This window comes from Ureibacillus sp. FSL E2-3493 (assembly GCF_038077515.1).
Classification (GTDB): domain Bacteria; phylum Bacillota; class Bacilli; order Bacillales_A; family Planococcaceae; genus Ureibacillus; species Ureibacillus halotolerans.
The window spans coordinates 2,409,355-2,430,718 of sequence record NZ_JBBOPK010000001.1; the positions used below are offsets into that span (position 1 = coordinate 2,409,355).

At 35.8% G+C, this 21,364-nt stretch carries 18 protein-coding genes; 3 read left to right on the plus strand and 15 right to left on the minus strand.

What is annotated here, in order from left to right:
- Nucleotides 1-174: 174 nt before the first annotated feature.
- The 5 genes from pnpS to citZ all read right to left on the minus strand — a co-directional run bounded on the left by pnpS (nt 175) and on the right by citZ (nt 5,749).
- Nucleotides 175-1,626 carry a two-component system histidine kinase PnpS gene (gene pnpS / locus MHH69_RS12400; RefSeq protein WP_122971122.1) on the minus strand — a complete coding sequence of 484 codons (1,452 nt, stop codon included), beginning with the start codon at nt 1,624-1,626 and terminating at the stop codon, nt 175-177.
- Entirely contained in the window at nt 1,623-2,336 is a 714-nt protein-coding gene (locus MHH69_RS12405) for a response regulator transcription factor (protein WP_122971121.1), read from the minus strand. Before MHH69_RS12405 ends, pnpS begins: the two co-directional genes overlap by 4 nt.
- A gap of 57 nt (nt 2,337-2,393) precedes the next feature.
- Nucleotides 2,394-2,828 carry a MaoC/PaaZ C-terminal domain-containing protein gene (locus MHH69_RS12410; protein ID WP_406927982.1) on the minus strand — a complete coding sequence of 145 codons (435 nt, stop codon included), beginning with the start codon at nt 2,826-2,828 and terminating at the stop codon, nt 2,394-2,396.
- A gap of 340 nt (nt 2,829-3,168) precedes the next feature.
- A complete protein-coding gene (icd, locus tag MHH69_RS12415) occupies nt 3,169-4,434 on the minus strand; it encodes an NADP-dependent isocitrate dehydrogenase (RefSeq protein ID WP_122971119.1) in 1,266 nt (421 codons plus the stop codon).
- 199 nt (nt 4,435-4,633) lie between these two features.
- Entirely contained in the window at nt 4,634-5,749 is a 1,116-nt protein-coding gene (gene citZ, locus MHH69_RS12420; RefSeq protein WP_122971118.1) for a citrate synthase, read from the minus strand.
- Between the two features lie 251 nt (nt 5,750-6,000).
- Between citZ and MHH69_RS12425 the strand changes: the two genes are divergently transcribed.
- The gene (locus MHH69_RS12425; protein ID WP_122971117.1) at nt 6,001-6,969 is read left to right on the plus strand and encodes an AI-2E family transporter; all 969 of its coding nucleotides are present in this window, start codon (nt 6,001-6,003) and stop codon (nt 6,967-6,969) included.
- On the opposite strand, the gene MHH69_RS12430 is transcribed toward MHH69_RS12425, so the two are convergent.
- From MHH69_RS12430 to MHH69_RS12465, 8 genes are all read right to left on the minus strand, one after another.
- Nucleotides 6,956-7,345, minus strand: coding sequence for an FxsA family protein (locus MHH69_RS12430; protein ID WP_122971116.1), 390 nt, complete (start codon nt 7,343-7,345; stop codon nt 6,956-6,958). The genes MHH69_RS12425 and MHH69_RS12430 overlap by 14 nt on opposite strands.
- Nucleotides 7,346-7,496: 151 nt before the next feature.
- The gene (gene pyk / locus MHH69_RS12435; RefSeq protein WP_122971115.1) at nt 7,497-9,257 is read right to left on the minus strand and encodes a pyruvate kinase; all 1,761 of its coding nucleotides are present in this window, start codon (nt 9,255-9,257) and stop codon (nt 7,497-7,499) included.
- Between the two features lie 20 nt (nt 9,258-9,277).
- Complete coding sequence (gene pfkA, locus MHH69_RS12440) at nt 9,278-10,237, minus strand: 6-phosphofructokinase (RefSeq protein WP_122971114.1); 960 nt, start codon at nt 10,235-10,237, stop codon at nt 9,278-9,280.
- 305 nt (nt 10,238-10,542) lie between these two features.
- Nucleotides 10,543-11,508: an acetyl-CoA carboxylase carboxyl transferase subunit alpha gene (gene accA, locus MHH69_RS12445; RefSeq protein ID WP_122971113.1), complete on the minus strand. Its 966-nt coding sequence runs from the start codon at nt 11,506-11,508 to the stop codon at nt 10,543-10,545.
- Nucleotides 11,501-12,373: an acetyl-CoA carboxylase, carboxyltransferase subunit beta gene (gene accD, locus MHH69_RS12450; protein WP_122971112.1), complete on the minus strand. Its 873-nt coding sequence runs from the start codon at nt 12,371-12,373 to the stop codon at nt 11,501-11,503. Before accD ends, accA begins: the two co-directional genes overlap by 8 nt.
- The gene (locus tag MHH69_RS12455; RefSeq protein WP_122971111.1) at nt 12,363-13,025 is read right to left on the minus strand and encodes a FadR/GntR family transcriptional regulator; all 663 of its coding nucleotides are present in this window, start codon (nt 13,023-13,025) and stop codon (nt 12,363-12,365) included. Before MHH69_RS12455 ends, accD begins: the two co-directional genes overlap by 11 nt.
- A gap of 317 nt (nt 13,026-13,342) precedes the next feature.
- A complete protein-coding gene (dnaE, locus tag MHH69_RS12460) occupies nt 13,343-16,423 on the minus strand; it encodes a DNA polymerase III subunit alpha (RefSeq protein WP_341362463.1) in 3,081 nt (1,026 codons plus the stop codon).
- Between the two features lie 17 nt (nt 16,424-16,440).
- Entirely contained in the window at nt 16,441-17,385 is a 945-nt protein-coding gene (locus tag MHH69_RS12465; RefSeq protein WP_122971109.1) for a DHH family phosphoesterase, read from the minus strand.
- Between the two features lie 124 nt (nt 17,386-17,509).
- Between MHH69_RS12465 and MHH69_RS12470 the strand changes: the two genes are divergently transcribed.
- On the plus strand, nt 17,510-17,815 hold the full coding sequence (locus MHH69_RS12470) for a YtpI family protein (RefSeq protein ID WP_122971108.1): 306 nt from the start codon (nt 17,510-17,512) through the stop codon (nt 17,813-17,815).
- Nucleotides 17,816-17,866: 51 nt separating this feature from the next.
- Here the strand turns inward: MHH69_RS12470 and MHH69_RS12475 are convergent, their stop codons facing one another.
- Nucleotides 17,867-19,174, minus strand: a complete 1,308-nt coding sequence (locus tag MHH69_RS12475) for a DRTGG domain-containing protein (RefSeq protein ID WP_122971107.1) — start codon at nt 19,172-19,174, stop codon at nt 17,867-17,869.
- 170 nt (nt 19,175-19,344) lie between these two features.
- Complete coding sequence (locus tag MHH69_RS12480) at nt 19,345-20,025, minus strand: metal-dependent hydrolase (protein WP_341362464.1); 681 nt, start codon at nt 20,023-20,025, stop codon at nt 19,345-19,347.
- A gap of 183 nt (nt 20,026-20,208) precedes the next feature.
- Between MHH69_RS12480 and MHH69_RS12485 the strand changes: the two genes are divergently transcribed.
- Nucleotides 20,209-21,300 (plus strand): M24 family metallopeptidase, encoded by a 1,092-nt coding sequence (locus tag MHH69_RS12485; RefSeq protein WP_341362465.1) that lies wholly within the window; start codon nt 20,209-20,211, stop codon nt 21,298-21,300.
- The last annotated feature ends 64 nt before the right edge of the window (nt 21,301-21,364 follow it).

Genomic DNA, 21,364 nt, shown 5'->3' on the forward strand with positions numbered 1-21,364 from the left:
TTTCCCCTTTAAAACAACGTATGAAAACAAAAAAATGCCCCAACAAATTGGGACACTTCCTTCAGGGACTTCTTATGAACTTAAGCTAATTACTAAATTTGAAATAGGGGGGTTTCTGTTAATCATCATATCGTTCGAATATGAATTTACAATAACAGTTTTGTAAATAAATTGTTAATTACTCTTTTTAAGAGGAATATACACTTTCATACACGTACCTTTCCCTACTTCACTTTCCACATTTATTTTCCCGAAATGGGCTTCAATTAAATGCTTAACGATGGCAAGGCCTAACCCAGTGCCGCCCGAATTACGACTACGAGCTTTATCCACTCGGTAAAACCGTTCAAAAATACGGGCTATTTCATTTTTTTCAATACCCATTCCTTGGTCTTCTACTTCCACAATACCATACTCTTCATTTTCCTTTATTCGAAGGGTAACGGTAGTATTTTCAGGAGAATAAGTGATGGAATTAGCAATTAGATTTGTAAATATTTGAATTAGGCGATTGAAATCACCCATAACTGTAACATCTCGAACAATATCTACGTCAAATTGCATATTTTTTTCATCTAAACGCGGACTAGTCAATTCAACAGAACGTATTAAAACCTCTTGTAAACTCGTCGGCATAAGATTAACAGAAAATCCATGCTGTTCAATTTTCGATAACTCTAATAAGTCTTGAATTAACATTTGTAGACGATTACTTTCTTGATGAATAATGTCTAAAAAGGAAAGAAGCATTTTTTCATCTTTAAAAGCACCATCTAAAAGGGTTTCAGAAAAGCCTTTAATCGATGTAATTGGTGTTCTTAATTCGTGGGAAACGTTCGCAACAAAGTCTTTTCGAATTTGTTCCAGTCGAATTAGCTCCGATATATCATGCATTACGATGACAACACCTAACCATCGGCCATGTTCACCTACTACCGGTGCACCGTAAACTTGTTTATATTGGATCTCTTGATGAACGACTACTTCCACTTGTTTTCTGTAAGGCAACTCAGTTAAAAAAACATGGTCTATAAACTTTTCTAATTCTTCCGGCAAACCTAACGTTAAAAAGTTTCGACCTTTTACTTCTTCAATGTTTAAATCAAAACCATTTAAAAATTGACGGTTAACAATTGATACGGTCGCCTCCCGATCAATCATAATGAGAGCACTACCCATATTTTCAATCAATGTGTTTAACCGCTCTTCTTCAATTTCCCGAGTTTTTTCAATTTCTTGAAGGTTCCTTGCTAAACTATTGATAGAATTTCTTAGTTCTACAATGCTCTTTGGACCTACTGCATAAGCGCGCGCACGGTAATTTCCTTTTGTTAACTCACGAGCAGTTTGCGTAATATTTTCAACTGGATCTAACAAATTTCGAATTAAATAACTAGCAACGCAGCCTATTAATACTAATGAAACGAGCAATAAGAAAGTAATAATATAATTAAAATGCCTACTAATGTAGGCTATTTCCTCTTTATTTAAATCGATATTCGTTTCCGTTGAAAAGTTTTGAATAAAAAAAGGGAATAGCTGACCTAAAACGAAGCCAAGGACAGCTAAAATTGAACCGGTTAATATAATAAAAATCACAAATAATCGGTTACGATAGGAATTCATAGATTTTTTGGCTCCTCGAATTTATATCCAATCCCTCTAATCGTTTTAATAAACTTCGGTTTTCGGCTATTTTCCTCGATTTTGTCTCGTAAATGACTAATATGTACGTCGACAATTCGAGTATCTCCAGCAAAATCATAGTTCCAAACAGCACTCAACAGCTGATCTCTCGTTAACACACGGTTTTTGTTTTCTAATAAATATACGAGTAATTCGAATTCTTTTGGTGTGAATTCTAAAGGCTCGTCGTCTAAAAGTGCTTCAAAACGGTTTGGATAAACTTGTAATTTACCATATTGATAAACGGTATTTTCAGGTTCATCTTGATCTTGATGTTGCATAGGTGTAAAACGACGTAAAACCGCCTTTACTCGTGCAACAACTTCACGTGGACTAAATGGCTTCGTCATATAATCGTCAGCACCTAGCTCCAATCCTAACACTTTATCGAATTCATCATCACGAGCAGTTAACATAATGATCGGAATATTTCGCTTTTGACTGCGCAATTCTTTACATACTTCCATACCATCCATCGTCGGTAACATTAAATCTAATAATATTAAATCTGGTGAATGTTCGATTGCCATATCTAGTCCTACTTTTCCATCATGGGCAAGTAGCACTTCATATCCTACCCGTTCTAAATTGTACTTTAATAAAGTTGCAATTGATACTTCATCTTCTACCACTAAAATTGTTTTTGACATAAAGAACCTCCAACATCGATTTGAAACCCCCATTTCAAATCAGTAAGCCACACTTCACTAATGGGGAGGCAATACTTTTATAACTCCTTCTAATACCTGTACATTTTTATCTTTAGAAGCATTTACATAAATATCTACTACATTTTGGGTAATATCAATATGATGAACTTCTAATAAGATTTCTATCGTTTCGTTATGATAGACCGGTTCCAAATAAATTAAATTTTGTTCACGAACATGGGAACCAGGACCAGGCATATGTTTCGATATAGCAGAAGTAATGATTCCATTTAACATGATTGTCGGTACAATCGGCTTTTTAAATGGTGTTTCAAGAGCATAATCATGTTGAATATAGAGTGGATTACTGTCATTTGTTAAGCCTAAATATAAAAGTAAATCTTTATCCTCGATTTTTTCAGTTATTTGTAACTTTTCGCCAACAGTAATTTCATCAATTTTCTTTCCAAGTTTTATACCCTTCCGTAGCAGCAATTAAGCAACCCCTTTATAGTGAGATTAATTTCATAGTATCAATTATTTCAGAAAATAACAATATTATATGGAAAGTTTGAAGTTGATCAGAACATTTCAAAAATATGCCTTTTCGACAAACATGCTACTTTAGAATGAGAAGAGAAAATGTAATAAATCGGATGTGATAAAATAGGAGACTTATTAAATCCTTATTATATACGAGTTTACCCCCTTATTGACAAAATTCTGAACTAAAATAAATAAGGGTAGCTATTCGTGCATAAAGTAAATGAATACTACTTTATACACAAAAGCTACCCAATTATTCATATTGTTAGAAATCGCTTATGGAGAATTAAAGGTTTTTAATTAATTCATTAGCGAATTCAGAACATTTCACTTCTGTTGCACCGTCCATTAAACGAGCAAAGTCATAAGTTACAACTTTAGAAGCGATTGTTTTTTCAACAGATGCAGTCACTAAGTCTGCAGCTTCTTGCCATCCTAAGTGTTCAAGCATTAGTACACCTGAAAGTAATACTGAAGATGGGTTTACTTTATCTAATCCAGCATATTTAGGAGCTGTACCGTGTGTTGCTTCGAAGATTGCATGTCCAGTTACATAGTTAATGTTAGCTCCTGGTGCAATACCGATACCACCAACTTGCGCAGCTAATGCATCAGAAATATAGTCACCATTTAAGTTCATTGTAGCAACTACGTCGAACTCTTTTGGACGAGTTAAAATTTGTTGTAAGAAGATATCAGCGATAGAATCTTTAATGATTACTTTACCAGCAGCTACAGCTTCGTCTTGAGCTTTGTTAGCAGCTTCTACACCTTCAGCTTCTTTAATTCTGTCATATTGATCCCAAGTGAATACTTTATCGCCATATTCACGTTCAGCTAAAGCGTAACCCCATTGTTTGAATCCACCTTCAGTGAATTTCATGATGTTACCTTTGTGAACTAATGTTACAGATGGACGGTTATGTTTAATAGCGTACTCAATTGCAGCACGTACTAAACGTTCAGTACCTTCAACTGAAACTGGTTTAATACCGATACCAGAAGTTTCTGGGAAGCGGATTTTGTTAACACCCATTTCTTCTTTTAAGAAGTTAATTACTTTTTTCACTTCTTCTGAACCTTGAGCATATTCAATACCAGCGTAAATATCTTCTGTATTTTCACGGAAGATAACCATATCTACATCTTCTGGATGTTTTACTGGAGAAGGAACACCTTCGAAGTGACGTACAGGACGTAAACATACATATAAATCAAGTTGTTGACGTAATGCTACGTTTAGAGAACGAATACCGCCACCAATTGGAGTTGTAAGAGGTCCTTTAATAGCGATTAAGTATTCATTGATTTTATCTAAAGTTTCTTGTGGTAACCATTCACCAGTTTGGTTGAATGCTTTTTCACCAGCAAGTACTTCTAACCATTCAATTTTCTTTTCACCGTTGTATGCTTTTTCAACAGCTGCATCGATTACACGAGATGCTGCAGCCCAAATATCAGGACCAATTCCGTCACCTTCGATGAAAGGGATTGTTGGGTTATTTGGTACTTTAAGTACACCGTTTTCTACTACAATTTTACCGTTAGTCATGAATGTTGCCTCCTAAATTCATAAGTCTAGAACCGTATTTGATCAATTACACCTTAGGTAACTAATTCAGATTTCATATCTTAAATCGATAAAAAATCTGTAACACCCACAGGAGCCAATTGCCATAAATTAGTCGGTAACATACCGACTAATTTATGAAAAATACAGTCCTAGACAATTTTAGCATATTTTTATAAAATTATCGCTCATCAATTGGGACATATTTTTGCATTCCAGGTCCAATATATTCTGCACGAGGACGAATTAAACGATTGTTCGCATATTGTTCTAAAATATGTGCAATCCATCCAGATGTACGAGAAACTGCAAAAATTGGTGTGAATAAATCATGTTCAATTCCTAATGAATCATATACAGATGCAGAGAAGAAGTCTACGTTTGCAGGAAGACCTTTTTGTCCAACAATCATGTCATGAATTTTCACGGACATTTCATATAATTCTGGTTTACCAGTTAATTTTGTTAATTTTTCGCTCATTACACGTAAATGTTTCGCACGTGGATCACCTTTACGATATACGCGGTGACCGAAGCCCATAATTTTTTCTTTGTTATCTAATTTATTTTGAATATAAGATTCAACGTTTTCGATAGAACCGATTTCAGATAACATTTTCATTACTTGCTCGTTAGCACCACCGTGTAAAGGACCTTTTAATGCGCCGATTGCAGATGTAATACCAGAATAAATATCTGATAAAGTAGCTACACAAACACGAGCAGTGAATGTTGAAGCGTTTAATTCATGGTCAGCATGTAAAACTAACGCTTTGTTGAATGCTTCTACTTCAATCGGTGCTGGTTCTTTACCGTGTAACATATATAAGAAGTTAGCAGCATATCCTAATTCAGGTTTTGGTGCAATTGGTTCTAATCCTTTACGGATACGAGAGAAACCAGTTACTACAGTTGCAATTTTAGCTTGTAGGCGAATTGCTTTACGGTAGTTCGCTTCTGGAGACATGTCGTCCGCTTCTTCGTCATATACACCTAATAAAGATACGGCTGAACGAAGAGCTGCCATTGGGTGTACTGTTTGTAATGGATAAGATTTGAATTGATCGAAGATTGCTTGAGGTACTTCAGCATTTTCAGCTAGAGCCTTTGTTAACTCGGCAAGTTCATCTGCTTTTGGTAGACGAGTGTGCCAAAGTAAGTAAACAACCTCTTCAAATGTAGCATTTTCAGTTAAATCATCAATGTCGTATCCAACATATGTAAGTGTGTCGTCGATAATTGAACTGATTTTTGACTCTGCAGCTACAATACCTTCTAAACCACGTGTTGCTGTCATAAAAAATCGCTCCTTCTTAATATTATTAGTTTGTAAGTGCTTTCTTTCTTTTCTATATAGCACCTAAATGTTCTGCTCATATGAACCTATAAGTAAATCGCTTACACGACTATTATAATAAATTTTGACGGCTTTGTGAATGAAATTAGATGAAATTAAGAAAAAATTGATTAGGGAAAGAAAAAAAGGATTAAAAGAGAAAAAATTGAGTTGAACGAGATTAGATATTACATAAATTGAGGTGGATTACTTTGCAAACGAACAAAATCAATACTTTTCCGTTTAAAAATAACATAAAATATTTAGTTTTAATTGTTTATTTTATCCTTTTATGGTTAATATTACCCGTTTCTTTAGCAATCTTTTTCGGATATTTTTTATATCCCGTCATCAACTTTTGTCATAAGCGATTAAAAATACCATACATATTAAGTGCTATCCTTATATCTATATTAATCTTCATGGCAACATATTCATTTTTTTATATTACCGTTCAAAGCATCATCTCTATTTATCCTGAATTAAAGGTACAAGTCGAAAACTTAGATATTTTAAATTCGGGAAATCATATTATGTTAGAGACGATTTTTAATAAGTCCCTATCCTATATTGACACTGCTATAATGGGACTAGCTAATATTTTACAAGATATTTTATCTTATATTATTGAGTTATTTATTTTCTTAGTAGCCTTTTTCTTTTCTATATTTGAATCGAAGAAAAATCGATTATGGTTTTTTATATATGTTCCGAAACAATACCGGGAAGAATGGAAGAATTATTTTAAAAAAGCAACAAGTCTTTTCGGCTATTTCATTTACGTAGAATTTCAGTTATTTGTTATTACATTCATTTTATTAAGTTGTGGACTGGCTTTGTTACAATTTGAAAATCCGATTAATAAATCCTTTTTAATTTCATTAGCTGATGCTCTACCATTCTTTGGGATAGGACTATTTCTTATTCCGATCGCTATTTATTTCTTTTCAATCGGCGAAAAATATTTATGCTTTGCTCTGATCATTTTATATATTTTCATTCAAATAACACGACAAATTGCAGAATCTTTATTGTGGGCATCTACCTTCCACTTGCGAACGGTACACACTTTCTTTATAAGCGCAGCCTCCATTCTCCTATTTGGCTTTTACGGAATATTACTTAGCCCGTTTCTACTATTAATTGCTGTTAAATATAAGCAAAAATCTATCTACGAATAATGAAGACTTGTCCATTTCTCATTCTTTTCCGCAACCATAAATAAATAGCCGGTTTAAACCACTTTCTTGTAAATGGAATGACCAATAAAAAGCCTAAAAGGTCTGTTAGAAATCCTGGTAATACTAATAAAATTCCACCTATAAAGATTAAAAAGGTATCAATCATCGCATGTCCAGGTGGTTCACCTACAGATAAACTATTTTGTATATTTTGCACGGACTGAAGACCTTGTTTTTTTGCAACAGTAATACCGATGATACTTGTTAAAATGATCAACAATAATGTGTTAAAGACACCTATTCCTTTTCCAACTAATATAAAAATAGCAATTTCCAATAAACCGATTGCTATAATAAAACCTAATATCTTTCTCAAAATAATAACCCTCCATTTTAAAGAGTATTCTTCTTTCTTATACGATTCATTCTATTAAAAGTTTCATCTCCCCCCATTCTTTATCATTTTAAAAAGGAGAACATCTCTCCGTTTGAGATGCTCTCCTTTCATTTAATCGATTCATTAATCTTTAAAGAACACTAGCATGCCCTTTATAAATAACACCTGTTTCTGCATCCATTGTAATCTCTTGACCGTGTTTAATAATCGTTGTTGCCTCTTTAACCCCTACGATAACAGGAATGCCTAGACTTAAACCGACAACTGCTGCATGGCTTGTTAGGCCACCTTCCTCCGTAATAATTCCTGCACATTTTTCAATATTTGGCATCATTTCGCGATCCGTACCAACAGTGACTAATATTTTCCCTTCCGTATTGTAGCTTTTTGCCTCATCTGCGTTTTTCACAACAACCGCATTTCCTACAACGGATAATTTACCAACACCTTGGCCTCTCGCTAACAAGTCACCAATTACATGGACTTTCATTAAGTTCGTTGTACCTGCTTCACCGACTGGAACACCTGCTGTAATAATTACTACATCCCCATGATCAACAAACTGATGCTTCAATGATGCGTCAACAGCTAACTCTAACACTTCATCTGTTGTGGACACTTTTGGTGTCACAATTGGTGTTACACCCCAAACTAGAGTTAATTTTTGAGCTGTTGATTTAATATTTGTAATGGCAATAATCGAAACACCAGGACGGTATTTTGCAATCATTCTAGCAGTAGTTCCGCTAGCTGTTGGTGCAAGAACCGCTTTTACTCCTAAATTAATGGACGTATAAGCAACCGCTTGTGAAAGGGCTTCTGTCATTGTAGAGCCTTTTTCTTTGCTACGAGTTGTAACAATGTTGCGATAATCTAATGAGTTTTCTGTATACTCGGCAATGTTATTCATAGTACGGACAGATTCTACAGGATATAGACCTGCTGCTGTCTCGCCAGAAAGCATTATCGCATCTGTACCATCAATAATCGCGTTGGCAACATCGCTTGCCTCTGCCCGTGTTGGACGTGGGTTACGTTGCATAGAATCTAACATTTGTGTTGCAGTAATAACCGGTTTACCAACTAAGTTACATTTTTTAATTAACGATTTTTGTACTAGTGGTACGACTTCTGCAGGAATTTCTACACCTAAGTCACCGCGGGCAACCATTAAACCATCGGATACTTCGATAATTTCATCAATATTATCGACCCCTTCTTGGTTTTCAATTTTAGGGATAATTTGAATATGGCTACCACCGTTTTGTTCAAGTAATTCTCGAATTTCAAGAACATCTTTTGGCGTACGAACGAAGGAAGCAGCAATAAAGTCGACTCCTTGTTCAATACCAAATAAAATATCTTGCGCATCCTTTTCTGTAATACCAGGTAGTTTTACAGAAACACCAGGAACGTTTACACCTTTTTTATTTTTTAGCACACCCGCATTTTCAACAATCGTATGGATTAATCCCTCTTCCATATCCTTCGCTAAAACACGAAGTTCAATTAAACCGTCATCTAAAAGAATTTTGTCATTTTGGTTTACATCTTCAATTAACTGATCATAAGTAACCGAAAAACGTTTTTCATTTCCTACTACTTCCGTCATGGAAATATCGATGACTTGTCCTTGTGTTAAATGTAATTCACCATTTTCCATTGTATGGGTACGGATCTCAGGACCTTTCGTATCAAGTAAAATCCCTACTGTTTTCCCTAACTTTTCAGCAACATCACGAATCGTTGCAATTCTTACAGCATGCTCTTCATGACTACCATGGGAAAAATTCAACCTTGCAACGTTCATACCAGCATTCATTAATTCTGCAAGGATTTCTGGTGATTCACTTGCTGGACCGATTGTACATACAATTTTTGTTTTTCTCATATTATTCTCTCCGTTTTTTATTATATTGACAGTTCTTTTGATAATGAATATAACGAAAGATCTGCTTTATGTTTTTTTGTAAATGCATCTTCTAAATCATAATCATATACTTGATGATTTTTTATACCTACTGCTCTTCCACCTTTGCCCTCCAGTAATACTTCCACTGCCTTTGCACCAAGGCGGCCAGCTAAAACCCGATCTCGAGCAGAAGGCGAACCTCCCCGTTGGATATGTCCTAATACAGAAACTCTCGTTGTAATATTTCCCTTTTCTTTCAAAAGTTTTGCTAGTTCATTTCCTGACATTACACCTTCAGCAACAATAATAATACTATGTTTTTTGCCTCGGGAAACACCGTGCTGTATTCTACTAATGATATCATCGATGTCATACTCTTCTTCAGGTATTAATATTGATTCAGCACCTGCAGCTAGCCCTGCCCATAAGGCAATATCCCCAGCATCCCTTCCCATTACTTCCACAACAAAGGAATTTTCATGACTCGTTGCAGTATCTCGAATTTTATCTATCGATTCGATAACGGTATTTAATGCTGTATCAAAACCAATTGTATATTCGGTACCAGGTATGTCATTATCAATTGTTCCTGGTACGCCAACACAAGGAAATCCTTTTTTAGTTAGAGCCAATGCACCGCGATAAGAACCATCTCCCCCTATTACAACAAGACCTTCTACGCCCGCTTCCCTCATTTTTTCAATACCTTGTAGTTGATATCGTTCTTCTTTAAATTGTGGACAACGAGAAGAAAACAACTTCGTCCCTCCTCGTTGGATGATGCCTCCAACAGAACCTAAATCTAACAGTTCCATTCTACCTTCAATAAAGCCTTCATATCCATGATAAATCCCCATGACATCAACACCATGGAAGTTTGCTTTACGAACGACCGCACGGATAGCTGCATTCATTCCAGGTGAATCTCCCCCACTTGTTAAAACGGCTATTCTCCTCATCGTTCTTAAACCTCCTAATATTTCCTCATATTAAACACATTAGCATAAAATGAAGACATTGTAATTATTCAAAGCTACTTATAACGATACTTTTACAAAATAGCAAATTATTACGAAACAAGATGGAATTTTTATCAAAATTTAAGAAAAATAACGATTCATACTTTTATTTTACCCTTATTACAAAAAAACGACAAAACCCATTTTGGATTTTGTCATTTTTATTTCAGACGAGCTCTTTCCAACCATATAAAGTATGGAAATGAAAATGAAATTTATTCATGAAAAGCGCAAACGCTTTTTGATTATACTTCGTCTTCTTCTTTAAACTGACCGATTTTTCGAAACTTTTTATAACGATCTTCGATTAATTCTTCTTCCGATAATACATTTAATTCTGCTAATGCCTTTTCTAGACATTCTTTTAATGATGTTGCTTGAACGTGAATATCCCGATGCGCTCCCCCTGCGACTTCCGGAACAATATCATCAATAATGTCCATATTTTTCAAATCATATGCAGTGATTTTCATCGCTTCTGCTGCTTGTTTTGCTAAAGCTGCATCTTTCCATAAAATCGATGCTGCCCCTTCTGGAGAAATAACAGAGTACGTAGAGTTTTCAAGCATATAAATTTTATTAGCTACCCCTAAAGCTAATGCTCCTCCACTTCCCCCTTCACCAATAACGATACTAATAACGGGTACTTTAAGTCCTGCCATTTCAACTAGATTTTTTGCTATAGCTTCACTTTGTCCGCGCTCTTCTGCTGCTTTCCCAGGATAAGCACCTTTCGTATCGATGAAACAAATAATTGGTCGTTTAAATTTTTCCGCTTGCTTCATTAAACGTAAAGCTTTTCGGTATCCTTCTGGGTGGGGCATCCCGAAATTTCTTCGAATATTTTCTTTTGTAGTTTTCCCCCGTTGGTGACCGATAACTGTTATCGGTTGTCCATTAAAACTTGCTATTCCCCCAACGATTGCTTCATCATCCCCATAGAAACGATCGCCATGTAACTCGATAAAATCTTCAAAAATTTCTTCTATATAATCCATTGTCGTTGGACGTTGGGCATGTCTTGCAACTTGTACCCGATCCCAAGGCTCCATATTAGAATAAATTTGCGTTTCTAATTGTTTTAGTCTTGTTTCTAACGTTACAATTTCATCAGACATATCCACATCTGCATTTTTAGCGATTTCTTTTAATTCATCAATCTTTTCTCGAAGTTTTACAATAGGTTCTTCAAACGCCATTGATTTAGACATGAGATATGCCTCCTTTACGATGTAATCTCACAACTGTTGCAAGTTTATCGCGCATTTCTTTTCTATGGAAAATCGCGTCCAATTGTCCATGGGCAAGTAAAAATTCTGCCGTTTGGAAATCATCCGGTAATTTTTCGCGAACAGTTTGTTCAATAACCCTTCTACCTGCAAATCCTATTAATGCTTGGGGTTCTGCAATATTTAAATCACCTACAGAAGCAAAACTTGCAGAAACTCCACCAGTTGTAGGATGGGTCATAACGGATATGAATAACAATCCTTGATCACTATGTCGTTTTAAAGCAACACTCGTTTTCGCCATTTGCATAAGGGAAAGAACCCCTTCTTGCATACGCGCACCGCCACTAGCTGTGAAAATAATGAATGGTACTTGCAATTCTGTTGCTTTCTCAATTGCGCGAGTAATTTTTTCACCAACGACTGAACCCATTGAACCCATACGGAAATGGGAGTCCATTATAGCGACAACAACTTGTTCCCCTTTAACACTTCCTTTTCCCGTTAAAACAGCTTCATTCAATCCTGTTTTTTGAGAATCGATTTCGATTTTCTCTAAATAGGATGGAAACTTTAATGGATTGGAAGTTCGAATGTTGTCATCAAAGGCTTCAAATGTCCCTTCGTCAATAAATATAGATACGCGTTCCCAAGCGGTCATTTTATAATGATAATCACAATTTGGACAAACCTTTAAATTCTGTTCTAATTCCTTCGTTAAATAAATTTTTTTACATTCAGGACATTTTGTCATTAAATCTGCGGGAAAGGAGTTCTCTTTGTTACGATCTACAATGACACCTTTTTGTTTCTTTTTGTTAATCGATAATAAACTTTTAATTGCCACTGCTTTTCCCCCTTAATTTTTTTAAGTAACGAATCCAATCATCGTATGCTTCCAATGCTTCCTTTTCATAGCCTAGTTGCAATGATTTTAAAAGAATTTGTAGCATCGTTTTTTCTTCTTCTGTTGTCGTTTTCTTTAATGGTGTTGCACTATATGCCGCGAGTTGTATCCAAATTTTTAAAGCTAATCGATTACCAGAAGCGATTATGAGTTCCCTCAATAAATGATCTCGAACTACTTCATGTTCCACTTCTAGTTTCATGAACAAACTTTCCCAAACAGGTAAACTTCTTAAAGATTGATTCGAACAAATAATGCGAATTGCTTCCTTTTCATGCATCCTTCTTGTCGTGTGGACATCTTCCACCGCTTTATTTTCTTGTAATATAAAGGACGCTAATATTTCGACCAATTGATTCGAATGGATGGAAGCTAAAAATGTACCTCCTCCATGTCTCGTTTCAATAAGTCCAAGCAATTCTAAACTTCGCAATGCTTCTCTTACAGATGAACGACCAACATTCAACCTTTCAGATAACACACGTTCTGATGGAAGTTTTTCTCCTGGCTGAATCCCCTCGTGTTTAATTAACTCTCTCAGCTGTTTGACAATCTCTAAAAATACTTTTTTGTTTTCCTGTTTTTTATCCATAAGCACCTCGCAAGACAATAGGAACTAAAAAAAGACACTATCGTTCAATATTATCAATTACGCCTTACGTAATTGCGTCCAGATTTTGGACTTATGCTTGTCACATAAGTCTACCCCTTGACAAAATCTGTAAACTCCCGTTTATACGTTTAACATGGGACCAATTAATGAATGGGCATTGTTAAACTAAATCACATAACAAACATAAAGTGGTCTGACCACTTTTAACCTATCCTACATGATGTTTCTCTATTTGTAAAGAAAAAAACTGTGCAACGTTGCACAGTTTTTACAATGACTTCTTAATTTTTATATCATTATTGGCTATTAGTCATCGTCTTCACTTTTATTTGTGTATTACCATTACGATAATCTATTACCCCTTCAACATAAACAATTCGGTCTTCTTTAACCCAGCCAATTACTTCATTGTACGTTTGGGGGAACAATGTAGTCGAAACCGTTCCAAATTCATCTTGGAGCTGGATGAATGCCATTAACTCACCCTTTTTTGTACGAATTTGACGGATTGATTCAATCATGCCTACTATTTTGACAAATGAATTTGGTCTTAATTGAACTATAGCTGCCGTTGTTGCATTGATATCCTGCCATTTAGCTCGCTCCAATGCAACAGGATGTTCGGATAAATAAAATCCGAATGTTTCTTTTTCGAATTGAAGTTTTAATTTATCCGGTATTGGACTAGCTTCCACATACTTTGGTTTCCCGAAAAGTAAAACTTCCGAAGAAAACAAATCATTTTCCTCTTCATTTGGCCGAACTAAAGAGGCATGTTTTTCTGCCGCTTCCACCGTTGCTAAAAGGGTTGCCCGATCTTTTCCGAAATCATCTAAAGCACCGGATTTAATAAGCGGTTCAATTGCTTTTCGATTAAAATGACTGCCGCTTAAACTAACAGCTAAATCAAATAAATCTTCAAAAGGTTGTTCTTTCAACTTTCGAAGGGCAACAATTTTTTGTAAAAAGGGTTGGGGAACTCCTTTAATAGCTGATAAACTAAATCGAATGTTCCCACCTTCAACCGTAAAAATTCGCTGACTTCTATGAATGGACGGTCTTAATATACTAATGCCTTTCTGCTTTGCTTCTAAAATAAGCTGGAACAGTTTTTCTGGATTACCCGTTGCATTAGTCATTAATGCTGCATAGAAGTTTGCTGGGAAGTTCGCCTTTAAATAAGCCATTTGATAAGAAATAAAACTATATGCTACCGCATGGCTTTTAGGGAATCCGTAATCGGCAAATCGAACGATTAACGCATATACTTCCTTCGCCACCTGTTCTGGATATCCTTGACGTACAGCACCTTTTACAAAGGTCGATTGCTGTTGTTCTAATACTTCCCTTTTCTTTTTACTTACAGCTCTTCTCAGTAAGTCTGCCTGTCCAATTGTAAAACCAGCAAACAAATGGGCAATTTGCATAATTTGTTCCTGATAGACAATTACGCCATAAGTTTCCTTTAATATAGGCTCTAACACCGGATGGGGCATGACAACTGGTTCTTTTTTTGCCTTTCTTCTAGCGTAAACAGGTATAAACTCCATTGGTCCCGGACGATAAAGGGCATTGACAGCCACAATATCTAAAAATTCTGTAGGGGCAATTTCCTTTAACGCATTTTTCATGCCGTCTGATTCCAACTGAAAAATACCCGTTGTATCCCCTTCCCTTAACAATTGGAACGTTTTCGCATCATCCAGTGGAATTCGATTAAAATCGATCCACTTTTTATGTGTGTAATAAATCGATTGACGAATCGTTTCTAAAATCGTTAAGTTCCGTAACCCTAAAAAGTCCATTTTTAACAAACCAACTTGTTCCACTTCCTGCATCGGCCATTGGGTTAAATAAATCCCATCATGACCTTCTTCAATCGGTACTACTTCCACTAAAGGCATCGGACTAAGAACTACCCCAGCCGCATGGGTAGATGCATTTCTCGGTAAGCCTTCCAACTTTTTCGCTGTTTGGAACCACGTTTTCCGAATATCGTCTGCTTCGATCCATGTTCTAAATGGTTGTGAGCTTGTATAAGCCTCTTGCAATGAAATACCTAATTTGTTTGGGATTAGCTTGGAAATCATCGCTAATGTATCACTTTCGAAATTAAACATTCTCGCTACATCACGGGCTACAGCCTTCGCCGATAAAGTACCGAATGTAATAATTTGAGCCACATGTTGTTGTCCATATTTTTGAGCAACATATTGAATAACATCTTGCCGTTTTGTATCAACAAAATCGATATCGATATCCGGAAGGGTTACCCTTTCAGGATTTAAAAACCGTTCAAATAATAAGCCAAATTGTAATGGATCTACTTGAGTAATATGAAGACAATAGGCTACAAGGGAACTGGCAGAGGAACCCCTTCCAGGACCTGTTAAAATGTTTTTACTTTTTGCAAAATGCATAAAATCAGACACTATTAAAAAGTAATCAGCGTAGCCCATTGAATTGATAACTTGTAATTCATATTGCAATCGTTTTCGGTATATTTCATTAGGCGTATCCGTTTGTAAACGTTCCTTTAACCCTTCAAAAGCCTTTTCAGTCAGCACATCTTCCGCCCTTTGCCCTTGTTGTAAAGGAAACTTCGGCATAAAATATTGATCCTTTGTTAGTTCCACTTGGCAATTTAATAAAAATTGTCTGCTTTCTTCTAACCATTGGGGGGTATCCTTAAACCATTCCCGCCACTCCATTGCAGTAGGCATATATTGATTTTCTTGCTCTATTTGAGTGCTCTCATTTAATTTCACGCCAGTTTCAATAGCCCGGGCTACTTTATAAGCAAAATAATCTTCCCGATTCATATATAAACATTCATGAATCGCCATACATTTTATTTGCAATTGATGACTTAGTTGTACAATTTGCCCTTCGAAGGAAGAAACCATCCCTCCACTACGAGAGATCCCCATATAAAGATTCGAATGGAACGTTTCCACCATTTGTTGAATAAAAGAGATGTATTGTTCCTTTAGTAAACTTTCTGATGTTGGGATGACGACGGCACATCCTTTTGAATAAGCTGCTAACCAACGCCACGGTAACAGTTCATCTTCTCGAATGGATATGGCACTACTAATTTTTAATAAATTTTTATAGCCACCATCCGTTTGAGCGTAAATTAAGAGAGGTAATGAATGATCCTTCGAAAATTGTACTTGGACAGACAATCCAACTACTGGATGGATTCCTGCTTGTTTTAATGAATGCCAAAAAGGCAAAAGCCCGTACAATTTCGTATTTACCATTGCACACGCTTCTGCCTTTTGGGATTGTAAAAAAGGGATGAGCTCTTCCATACGAATTGTACTTTTTAATAGATCTGCACTTGTTCGTATTTGCGGATATACGACTGTCAAACTTCATCCCTCCTATATTAGTTATAATTTTGACAAAGCACTTTTAAATCTTCAATTAATCGTTCCGCTTCTTCCCATGAGTACACGGTTGCACCAGATGCTAACGGATGGCCACCGCCATTATACTTCTTCGCCAACTCATTAATAATAGGACCCTTTGAACGTAATCTTACTCGAATTTGATTCTCTTCTTCTACGAATATAACCCATGCACAAACACCTTTAATATTGCTTAAAGAACCGACTAACAAGGAAGTATCAGAAGCAGTGACGTTGAATTTATGTAAAAGATCCTTCGATAATTTAATCGAACAAGCCCCGTTTTCATCCATTACAAAGTTTTCATACATATAACCTTGAAGATGTAATAGATTAGGTTCTTTTTCGTACATTCCATTAAACACTTCATTGCGATCAAAATTATACTTAATTAACTGACCTGCAATTTCAAAAGTACGGACGGATGCACTCGGATATAAAAAGCGACCAGTATCACCTACGATACCTGCAAAAATTAGTCGAGCAGCATTATCTGACATTTCCCAACCTTTAGATGCTTGTCCTTCAACGAATAATTCATAAATCATTTCACTGCAAGAGCTGGCATTGGTATCAACCCATAATAAATCACCGTAAGCATCGTCGTTTGGATGGTGATCGATTTTAATTAAAAAATCGCCCTTTGTATAGCGGGCATCATCAATACGATCTGTATTAGCTGTATCTGTTACAATCACTAATGCATTTTCAAATACATCGTCACTAATGCTATCTGGTGTATCTAAAAAAGTTAAGGATCGGTCATGCTCACCAATTGCATAAACCGTTTTATTTGGATAGTTCTTTTCTAGCAATCTTTTTAAACCTATTTGAGACCCGTATGCATCTGGGTCTGGACGAACATGTCTATGAATGATAATTGTATCATATTGTTCAATTTTGTCGATGATTTGTAATTTCAAGCGGATTTCCCCCTATAGCTACTATTTTTTGTTGGTTGTGTTAGCTTTTTTAATAAAAAATCGTTACAATAATGAAGGCACTACATACATATAGCAATTGTTGCACCTTAATGGGAGGTTAAAAATGTTAAACTATATTTTTGTATTTTTTATCGTTGTATCCTTTGTAGCTTATTTTTATTATAAAACGAGACAATTTCGTTCCACATTACCGATTCGTAAAAAATGGTACAAAGCAAAAGCTGGCGTTGCCCTAGGACTCTTTATCATGGTATTCGGCTTAAATACTTGTATCATTTATCCTACCCTCGTTGGATTTATGATTGCAGCCGTATTCATCCTAGTTGGATTTATGGAAGCATTTGCAAGCTACAAACGAGTTCGCCACGAAGGACAATTCGTAAAAGAAGAATACGAATTAAACAAATAAGTAAAAGGAAGCAATATACAAATCGGTGTATATTGCTTTTTTATTGAATGATTAACGCTCTAATAGTTGGAACATCATCATCGCTTTTCCAACTAAAGTCGTTTCATGGAAAACATCGAAGTCCATTTTTACGAATTTACGACTCATATCTAAAATATGAGGAATAACCGTTAATACGCTTTCCATTTGAACCGGTTTAATAAAGTAAATGGTCATATTTTCTGCCACTGCATCTCCACGTTTTCTCCGTTTCAACGCAAAGGCTCCAACTTCTGAAAGTAATGTCGTAAAGGCACCGTAAGAAATCGCACCAAATTGGTTCGTCATTTGTGGGGTTACTGTAAATTCTACGACCACATCTTCTTCGCCCATTACTTTCATTTCACTTTTAACTAAATCATCAATTGTTTCACCATGTTGTGGTTGTCTTTGGGCATGCTGTAACGCCTTTAATACATCTTGACGACTAATGACTCCTTGCAAAATACCGTCTTCATTTACAATAGGTAATAAGTCAATACCTTCCCAAATCATTCGATGTCCTGCCGAAGCAACACTCGTTTTCATTGAACCGGAAATTGGATTTTTCGTCATCACTTTATCGACCGTTTCATATTCCGATTTTCCAATAACATCCTTCACTGTAATCATACCGACTAATTTGTTAGCATTCGTAACGACAGGGAATGCACCGTGGGTTGTTTGTAAATTCAATTTGTGGAAATCTGCTATTGTATCGGTAATTTTTAACGAAGCGGTTTCTTCAATCGGCACATAAATGTCTTCAATTAATAAAATATCCTTTTTAATTAATTGGTCATAAATAGCCCGATTGATCATCGTTGCTACAGTAAACGTATCATAACTGGACGAAATAATTGGCAGTTCTAATTCATCTGCCAATCGCTTATTATTTTCCGTTGTATCAAAGCCACCTGTTATTAATACTGCTGCTCCAGCCTTAAGGGCATTTTCATGGGCTTTGAATCGGTTCCCTACAATTAAAAGATTTCCTGCATCTGTGTATCTCATCATATCTTCTAATTGCATAGCGCCAATGACAAATTTATTAAGGGTTTTATGCAATCCTGCTCTACCACCTAATACTTGTCCGTCTACGATGTTTACGATTTCAGCGAAGGTTAGACGTTCGATATTTTCCTTTTTCTTCTTTTCAATTCGAATCGTCCCAACCCGTTCAATGGAACTAACTAATCGACGATTTTCCGCCTCTTTTATTGCGCGATAAGCTGTACCTTCACTTACTTGCATTTCCTTCGCGATTTGGCGTACAGAAATTTTGTCACCAACAGGTAACGATTCGATATATTGTAATATTTTCTCATGTTTTGTAGACACTACGATCACCTATTCCCATCTATCTTTCCTTGCCAATAGTGTATCATATTTCAATTATGTATAGAAAAAAAGAAAGTAGCCTATTCCAGTTTGATTTACATACAAACTTTCCATTACCTTTCGCTACTTTCTTTTATAACTTCCATTTCTATTCGATTTATATCGGAAAATTATAATTCTACTTTTTCACCTGGATTTAAAATTTGAACTTTACTATTTTTTACTAAATCAGCAAAGTGCTTTGGATCCTGTTGAATGACCGGGAACGTATTGTAATGAATTGGGACTACTGATTTTGGATTTAGCAACGATACAGCATAAGCAGCATCTTCAGGCCCCATTGTAAAGTTATCACCAATCGGTAAAAAGGCTACATCAATCTCGTTACGATCTCCAATTAACTTCATATCACCAAAAAGGGCTGTATCGCCAGCATGGTAAATTGTGAATCCTTCAGCATAAAATAAAATTCCTGATGGCATACCTGTATAAATAATTTCATTATTTTCCGTTACATACGATGAACCATGGAAAGCTTGTGTAAATTTCACTTTCCCAAACTCAAATTGATAAGAACCACCAATATGCATTGCATGCGTATTGACCCCTTGCCAAGATAAATAATCGGCAAGCTCATTCGGTGCTACAACTAGGGCATTATTTGCCTTCGCCAGCTCAACTGTATCACCTACATGATCGTTATGACCGTGGGTTAATAAAATAACATCCGGTTTTTCTTCCTCTACTTTTAAATCTGTCGAACCGTTTCCACGAATAAAAGGATCAATTAAAATATTCGTATCATTTGTTTTAATTTTAACTACTGAATGTCCATGATAAGATAATTCCATTATTTATCCTCCTAAAATATGATGTTCAATTTTACTTATTCCGCTTTTATAAGCTTTTTTCCTTCTTTTTGCTATACTATATAAAAGTGTTAAAATATGAATTATTCGTATTTATTGTACCCCGTTCAAGCTAACGGTGCAAAACAATGGATATATCTTTTTGAAATCTTGAGGAGGGTTTTTATGAATAAATTAAATCAACTACAAAATTATTTAAAAGAAAATGAATATGATGCAGCTTTTATTACAACACCAGATAACGTTTTTTACTTTTCCCATTTTAAAAGCAATCCCCACGAACGTTTATTAGGGGTGATGGTTTTTAAAGATGCGGAACCTTTCTTAATCTGTCCTAAAATGGAAGCACCTGATGCGAAAGCTTCTGGTTGGAATGGAGAAATAATTGGCCATCTGGATACAGACAACCCTTGGGAGTTACTTGCACAGGCAGTACAATCCCGCGGAGTCCAAATGACAACGATGGCAATCGAAAAATCCCATTTAACAGTTGAGCGTTTAGAAGCCCTTCAACAAATATATCCACAAGCAAACTTTGTTCGTCTTGACGATCAAATTAACCAATATCGTGTTATTAAAGATGAAGTGGAAATTGAAAAATTACGAAAAGCGGCAAGTTTAGCTGACTTTGCCATTGAAGTAGGCTGTAAAGAAATTGCTGAAGGTAAAACGGAAATGGAAATTTTAACGGCTATTGAAAATGCGATTAAAGAAAAGGGTTGTTCGATGTCCTTTGAAACGATGGTACTTTCCGGTCCTAAAACAGCATCTCCCCACGGTACACCAGGAGATCGAAAAATTCAAAAAGGCGATATGATTTTATTTGACTTAGGTGTGATTTATGATGGCTATTGCTCAGATATTACGCGTACTGTTGCCTTTGGAGAACCGTCAGAAGCACAAAAGGAAATATACAATGCAGTACGCCAAGCAAATGAAGGAGCTATTGCAGCAGTAAAACCTGGTGTTCGAGCTATGGATTTAGATAAAATCGCCCGCGATACAATTAGCGATGCCGGTTACGGTGAATATTTCACCCACCGTTTAGGACATGGTCTTGGGATTTCTGTTCACGAATTCCCATCTGTGACAGGAACGAATGAAATGGAACTTTCTCCTGGTATGGTCTTTACAATTGAACCAGGCATTTATAAAGCCGATGTGACAGGTGTACGTATTGAAGATGATGTCGTTGTGACTGAAAACGGCGTTGAAGTTTTAACGAAATTCACAAAAGAATTAGTTGTTTTATCATAACTAATTGTTAAAAAGTTAAAAGGTGATGCGAAAATTTTTTCGCATCACCTTTTCCTGTAAAAAA

Excerpts from the sequence above, each read along its gene's own strand:
- pnpS (WP_122971122.1), bottom strand. The coding sequence starts at position 1,626 with ATGAATTCCTATCGTAACCGATTATTTGTGATTTTTATTATATTAACC.
- MHH69_RS12405 (WP_122971121.1), bottom strand. The coding sequence starts at position 2,336 with ATGTCAAAAACAATTTTAGTGGTAGAAGATGAAGTATCAATTGCAACT.
- icd (WP_122971119.1), bottom strand. The coding sequence starts at position 4,434 with ATGACTAACGGTAAAATTGTAGTAGAAAACGGTGTACTTAAAGTACCA.
- citZ (WP_122971118.1), bottom strand. The coding sequence starts at position 5,749 with ATGACAGCAACACGTGGTTTAGAAGGTATTGTAGCTGCAGAGTCAAAA.
- pyk (WP_122971115.1), bottom strand. The coding sequence starts at position 9,257 with ATGAGAAAAACAAAAATTGTATGTACAATCGGTCCAGCAAGTGAATCA.
- pfkA (WP_122971114.1), bottom strand. The coding sequence starts at position 10,237 with ATGAGGAGAATAGCCGTTTTAACAAGTGGGGGAGATTCACCTGGAATG.
- accA (WP_122971113.1), bottom strand. The coding sequence starts at position 11,508 with ATGTCTAAATCAATGGCGTTTGAAGAACCTATTGTAAAACTTCGAGAA.
- MHH69_RS12455 (WP_122971111.1), bottom strand. The coding sequence starts at position 13,025 with ATGGATAAAAAACAGGAAAACAAAAAAGTATTTTTAGAGATTGTCAAA.
- MHH69_RS12470 (WP_122971108.1), top strand. The coding sequence starts at position 17,510 with ATGTTAAACTATATTTTTGTATTTTTTATCGTTGTATCCTTTGTAGCT.
- MHH69_RS12480 (WP_341362464.1), bottom strand. The coding sequence starts at position 20,025 with ATGGAATTATCTTATCATGGACATTCAGTAGTTAAAATTAAAACAAAT.
- MHH69_RS12485 (WP_341362465.1), top strand. The coding sequence starts at position 20,209 with ATGAATAAATTAAATCAACTACAAAATTATTTAAAAGAAAATGAATAT.